4 protein-coding genes are annotated in these 6,396 nt (G+C 65.5%); 1 reads left to right on the forward strand and 3 read right to left on the reverse strand.

What is annotated here, in order from left to right; genetic code table 11:
- Positions 1–102 precede the first annotated feature (102 nt).
- The 3 genes from RAD10_RS13605 to RAD10_RS13615 form a co-directional block, all read right to left on the reverse strand.
- Positions 103–1,413, reverse strand: a complete 1,311-nt coding sequence (locus RAD10_RS13605; RefSeq protein WP_461617883.1) for an ABC transporter substrate-binding protein — start codon at positions 1,411–1,413, stop codon at positions 103–105.
- Positions 1,414–1,571: 158 nt separating this feature from the next.
- Positions 1,572–4,079, reverse strand: a complete 2,508-nt coding sequence (gene uvrA / locus RAD10_RS13610) for an excinuclease ABC subunit UvrA (protein WP_461617884.1) — start codon at positions 4,077–4,079, stop codon at positions 1,572–1,574.
- Between the two features lie 183 nt (positions 4,080–4,262).
- Positions 4,263–5,516: an SMP-30/gluconolactonase/LRE family protein gene (locus RAD10_RS13615; protein WP_461617885.1), complete on the reverse strand. Its 1,254-nt coding sequence runs from the start codon at positions 5,514–5,516 to the stop codon at positions 4,263–4,265.
- A 299-nt stretch (positions 5,517–5,815) separates the two neighbouring features.
- Here RAD10_RS13615 and RAD10_RS13620 point away from each other — a divergent pair, with 299 nt between their 5' ends.
- Entirely contained in the window at positions 5,816–6,079 is a 264-nt protein-coding gene (locus tag RAD10_RS13620) for a hypothetical protein (protein ID WP_461617886.1), read from the forward strand.
- The last annotated feature ends 317 nt before the right edge of the window (positions 6,080–6,396 follow it).

A 6,396-nucleotide genomic window follows, 5' to 3' on the forward strand; every position in this document is an offset into this window, starting at 1 on the left:
GCAGTGTCCGTGAGGAGAGATTACCCCACCCCGCCACGCATTCCGCTTCGCTGCATGCGTAGCGACCCTCCCCCTCCAGGGGAGGGTGGGAGCAAGCCGCCCCTACGTCCCGTAGGTCGAGCCCTTCGGCAGCGGGAATACCGGGTCTTGCGTGCGGATGTTGGTCGGCCACACCACCGAGATGTGCTCGCCCGCGTTCTGCATCACCACCGGCGTCGAGCGTTCGTTCTGGCCGGAGAGCGGCGTGCCCGGCGGGAAGAATTTCACGCCATAGCCCTGGATGGTGCCGCCGGCGGGAATGTCGACGTCGAGCGCGGCCTTGCGGATCGCCTCCGGCTCGAAGCTGCCGTACTTCTCCTTGGCGACAGGCAGCACGTTGTTGAGCAGCACCCAGGTCTGGTTGAAACCCATCGAGCAGTGCGGCGGCACGTCGGTGGCGCCGGTCTTGGTCTGGTAGCGCGAGACCATGGTCTTGATCAGCTCGCCCATGCCCGGCGCGAGTTTCGCCGCATCGAGCAGCTGTGCCGGCACCGGGTCGATGTTGCAGAAATTGTCGATGTCGGGACCGAAGGTCGCGCGCAGCTTGTCGAGCTGGCTGTAGCCGGCGCCGGCCCCGAACAGCATCTTGAAGCGCAATCCGCTCTCGCGGGCCTGGCGCAGGAACAGGGTGATATCGGGGTTGTAACCGGCGTGCGAGATCACGTCGGCCTTGGCGCGCTTGATCTTGGTCACTAGCACCGAGAGGTCGGGCGCGGAAGCCGAATAGCCCTCGCGCAGCACGACCTGGATGCCGGCCTGCTTGGCATAGGCCTCGTCGGCCGCGGCGACGCCGACGCCATAGGGGCCGTCCTCGTGGATCAGCGCGACCTTGACGTCCTTCGCCTCCATGCCGAGCTTGCCTTTCGCATGCTCGGCGATGAAGCCGGCAAAGGCCTGGCCGTATTGGTCGGAATGGATCTGCGCGCGAAACACGTATTGCAAATTCTTGTCCTTGAACACGGCGGTCGAGACCGCAGTCGTGATCCAGAGGATCTTCTTCTGCTGCTCGACCTTCGCCGCCATCGGCACCGCATGCGCGCTGGAATAGACGCCGTTGATGATGTCGATCTTTTCCTGGCTGATCAGCCGCTCGGCCTCGTTGATGGCGACGTCGGCCTTGCTCTGGGAGTCCGCTGCAACCGGCACGATCTTGGTCTTGCCGCCGATGCCGCCCTTCTCGTTGACGAGGTCGATGGCGATCTGCGCGCCGACCGAGGAGGCGACCGAGCCGCCGGCGGCGAAGGGACCGGTGAGGTCGTAGATCAGGCCGATGCGCAAATTCTCGGCCTGCGCCTGGGCCCTGGTCCAATCGAGGCTGAGTGTGGCGGCGGCAGCCGCCGTACCTTTCAGCAGCTGCCTGCGTGAAGTCGGCATCCTATCCTCCCTCAAAACCGTTCTTATGACTGGTTGTTATTTTTTTGCGAAGTATGGGGAGCGGGACGGCGGAAAGTCAACATGGCGAAAGTCGGGTCAGTCAGCTGCGCCATAGAACGCAATTGCGAAATAACGGTGAGGTTCGGCGAGACCGAGCGCTACTGCTTCAAGCGCCGCGAGAGATAATGCGCGGTCTTGCCGCTGGCCTTGGCAACCTGATCCGGCGTTCCCGATGCGACGATGCGGCCGCCCTCGTCGCCGGCACCGGGGCCGAGATCGATGATCCAGTCGCTGTGCGAGACGACGTCCATGTCGTGCTCGACCACGACCACGCTGTTGCCGGCATCCACGATCCGTTCGAGCTGGGCGATCAGCCGCTCGACGTCCCGTGGATGCAGCCCGGTGGTCGGCTCGTCCAGAACATAGAGCGTGTGGCCCCGTTGCGGGCGCATGAGCTCCGTCGCCAGCTTGATGCGCTGGGCTTCGCCACCGGATAATTCGGTGGCGGACTGGCCGAGGCGGATATAGCCGAGGCCGACCTCGCGGACCACCGAGAGCGACCGGTCCAGCGCGGCATCGCCCTCGAAGAACTCGAAGGCCTCGTCGACGCGCATCGCCAGCACGTCCGCGATGGATTTGCCGCGGATTGTCACCTCGAGGGTCTTGTCGTTGTAGCGGGCGCCTTTGCAGGTCGGGCAGGGGGCGTAGACGCTGGGCAGGAACAAGAGCTCGACACAAACGAAGCCTTCGCCCTCGCAAGTCGCGCATCGTCCCTTCGCGACATTGAACGAGAAGCGTCCGGCATCGTAGCGGCGCGACTTTGCCTGCGGCGTTGCCGCGAACAGTTTTCGGACATGGTCGAACAGGCCGGTATAGGTCGCAAGATTGGATCGCGGCGTGCGGCCGATCGGCTTCTGATCGACGACGACGAGGCGATTGACCTGGTCGAGGCCCGCAGCGATCCTGCCGCCCAGTGTTTCGACCGTCGGGGCCAAGCTGTCGTCATCGGCGTCAGCGGCAAGCGTATGGCCGAGATGCGCGGCGACGGCCTCGACGAGGAACTGGCTGATCAGGCTCGATTTGCCGGAGCCGGACACGCCGGTGATGCTGGTGAGGATGCCGAGCGGAATATCGACGTCGAGACCACGAAGGTTGTTGCGGGATACGCCCCTGAGCTTCAGATGGCCGTTCGGCTCGCGGCGCGCCGTCGGCAGCTTCTTGCGCGGACGTCCGAGGTAATGCGCGGTTCGCGATTGCTCGATGTCACCGAGCCCTTCCGGCGGCCCGCTGTAGAGGATGAGCCCGCCGCCGTCGCCGGCGTCGGGGCCAACATCCACCAGCCAGTCGGCGTGGCTGATCACCTCGATCTCGTGCTCTACCACGAAGATCGAGTTGCCGGCGTGCTTCAGCCGGTCCAGCGCGCGCAGCAGCGCCTCGGTGTCGGCGGGATGCAGGCCCGCGGACGGCTCGTCGAGCACGTAGACGACGCCGAACAGGTTCGAGCGGACCTGCGTCGCGAGGCGCAGCCGTTGCAACTCGCCCGGCGACAGCGTCGGCGTGCTGCGTTCGCAGGCGAGATAGCCGAGGCCGAGGTCGAGCAGGACGGCGAGGCGCGCCGACAGATCCTCGCAGATACGCCTGGCGACGACGGTCTTCTCCGATCTGTCCGTCGAGGTTTTTGCGAACGGCTTGACCAGCTCCTGCAGCTGCTTGAGCGGCAAATGCGACATCTCGGCGATATTGAGCCCGGCGAACTTGACCTTGAGCGCCTCGGGCTTCAGCCGCGTGCCATGGCAGGTCGGGCAATCCTGGGTGATCATGAACTGCGCGACGCGGCGCTTCATCATCGCGCTCTCGGACCTGGCGTAGGTCTGCATCACGTAGCGCTTGGCGCCGGTGAACGTGCCCTGGTAGCTCGGCTCCTCCTTGCGGCGCAGCGCGCGTTTGACCTCAGCGGCGTCGTAACCGGCGTAGACCGGCACGGTCGGCTGCTCCTCGGTGAACAGGATCCAATCGCGGTCCTTCTTGGGCAGCTCGCGCCAGGGTCTGTCCACCTCGTAGCCGAGCGTCGTCAGGATGTCCCGGAGGTTCTGCCCTTGCCAGGCACTCGGCCAGGCCGCGACGGCGCGTTCGCGGATCGTTTTGGTGTCGTCGGGCACCATCGATTTCTCGGTGACGTCGAGCATCCGGCCGATGCCGTGGCAGGTCGGACAGGCCCCCTCCGGCGTATTGGGTGAGAAAGCCTCCGCATAAAGCATCGGCTGTCCCCTCGGATAATCGCCGGCCCGCGAATACAGCATCCTGAGCAGGTTCGAGATGGTGGTCACGCTGCCGACTGACGACCTCGTCGTCGGCGCGCCGCGCTGCTGCTGAAGTGCCACGGCGGGCGGCAGGCCCTCGATGTCGTCGACTTCAGGGATCTGCATCTGGTGGAAGAGGCGCCGCGCATAGGGCGACACCGACTCCAGATAGCGCCGCTGCGCCTCGGCGTAGATCGTTCCAAAGGCGAGCGAGGATTTCCCCGAGCCCGACACGCCCGTGAACACGACGAGGGCGTTGCGGGGGATCCTGACGTCGACGTTTTTCAGGTTGTGCTCGCGCGCGCCGCGCACCCGCACGAAGCCGTCGTCCTGCATCAGGTCGGGTTGTCTTGGTCGATCGTCCATCTCGCCTCCTTGCGGCTCCCCGTGGGGGATCAACCGCAAGATCGCAGGATGGGTCCCATGATGCCAGTGGGCCGATGCTATCCACACAAGGCGATGGGCCTTGCAAAAGTGTCGGGCAGGAGATCGCAGAAGACTTGGCGCCGGCGGTTCACGCCGGCGCCCTGCCCGGGTTCTTGCCTCGCCTCAGCCGGGCCCCGCGCCTTGCGTCGCCGTGAACACCGCGTAGAGCGACTGGCTCGCGGCCATGAACAGGCGGTTGCGCTTGGGGCCGCCGAAGGTGATGTTGCCGCACACCTCCGGCAGGCGGATGCGGCCGAGCAGCTTGCCCTCCGGTGACCATACCGTCACGCCGTTATAGCCGACGGCGCGGCCGGCATTGCTGGAAGCCCAGACATTGCCGTTGACATCGCAGCGCACGCCGTCCGGCCCGCACTTCACGCCGTCGATCACGCAATCGCTGAACTTCTTGGGGTTGGAGAGCTTGTTGTCGCCGCCGACGTCGAACACGAAGATCTCGCCCTTGCCGCCCGCGCCGGTGTCGCCCGGCCCTTTGCCGGTCGAGGCGACGTAGAGCTTCTTGTAGTCAGGCGAGAAGCACAGTCCGTTCGGATCGGGCACCTGCTCCTCGGTGACGACGAGGTCGATGCGGCCGGAGGGGTCGATGCGATAGCAGTTGGTCGGCAGTTCGCGCTTGCCCGGCTGGAAACCGGCCGGCTGTCCAATCCGCGGATTGAGCTTGCCGCCCGCATTGCTCGGACCGCCCGCTGCATCCGGCTCGCCTTCGTAGAGCTGACCGCCATAGGGCGGATCGGTGAACCAGTAGCTGCCGTCGGGATGCGCGACGACGTCGTTCGGCGAGTTCAGCTTCTTGCCTTGATAGGAGTCCGCGAGCACGGTGGCGGTGCCGTCATGCTCGTAGCGCGTCACCCGGCGGGTCAAATGCTCGCAGGAGAGCTGGCGGCCCTGGAGGTCGAAGGAGTTGCCGTTGGAATTGTTGGACGGCGTGCGAAACACGCTGACGCGGCCGTCATCCTCGCTCCAGCGCATCTGCCGGTTGTTGGGAATGTCGCTCCAGAGCAGATACCTTCCTTGCGCACTCCATGCCGGGCCCTCGGCCCACAGCAGGCCGGTGTACAGGCGCTTGATCGCGGTGTTGGGCTGCGCGAGATCGTTGAAGGAGGGATCGACCGCGATGATGTCGGGGTCCCAGAAATAAGTGGTCGGCGCGCCGTGGGGGCCGAAATCGCGCGGCGGGGTGGTGATGGTGGTCGGCGGTGCGGCGGGTCCGGTCTGGGCCAGCGCGGAGCCGGCCCCCGTCACGGTCGCCGCCGCGCCGAGCGCAAGCCCCCGGACAAGTGTTCGTCGTGAAAGCGCAGCATCCTGGTCACGCTGCTCGTGGTCACGAGCCGTGTGGTCACGAGCCTCTTGGCGTGTCATCGCGTCCTCCCAATGATGTTCGCTGGCCGGTTGATCCGGCCGAGCAACTGGAGGTTAATGCGGTCCGGCGCCGGTTGCGAGGGGTGGAATCGGATTCGCGCGGGTCTCAATCCTGTCATATTCGAATGCACTTCGCGTCCGCCTTGCGCCGTTTGCAAGGCGCGAAAATGTTCCGCGGATCGAAGCAAAAATTTGCTTGCGGCAAAGCGCGGCAGGCCGCCCGTTCGGCGAAGTTCAAGCCTTGATTTTGCGCTGATTGCCACGCAGAACCCGTCCGGGGGCGATGGACGGAGTTGATTGTGGCTGGCGTCATCGTATTGATCGTGTTGCTGGGAATCGCGTTCGCGGCCGGCTATTTCACGCGTGAATTCATCTCCAACAAACGACGCGCCGAAGCGCGCCGCTGGCGCGAATATACCGAGCCGGATTGGCTTCCCGCCAACGCGCCCGCCAACACCAACGAGATCGCGAGCGCCATCACGGCCATCCCCGTGGTCACCGGCGAGCTCGGCCAGATGCTGAACCGCTGGGAAAGCAGGGCCCGCGCCCGCCGCGCGGGATAGGGCGAAGTTCGGAAGTGCCAGTAGCCCGGATGAAGCGAAGCGACATCCGGGGCCGCTCGCCCGGCATCTCGCACCGTCCCGGATTACGCTGGCGCTCCATCCGGGCTACGGCACCGAGAGCCTGTGTCGCCCTCTGTCAATCCATGCGCACAAAAATATTCCACTTTACCGAAATTCGGTTTCGGCGTATGTGTCGCCCATCCCGGCTCATCCAAGAGGGGCGATCATGTGTCGTCACTATCGCGAGCCGGGCTTGCGGTGGACGCGGCAGCGTCGGCACGAGAGGCGCGGGCAGGGCGGGTAGTCCCTGTGAGCCC

This window comes from Bradyrhizobium sp. 23AC, from assembly GCF_054863025.1.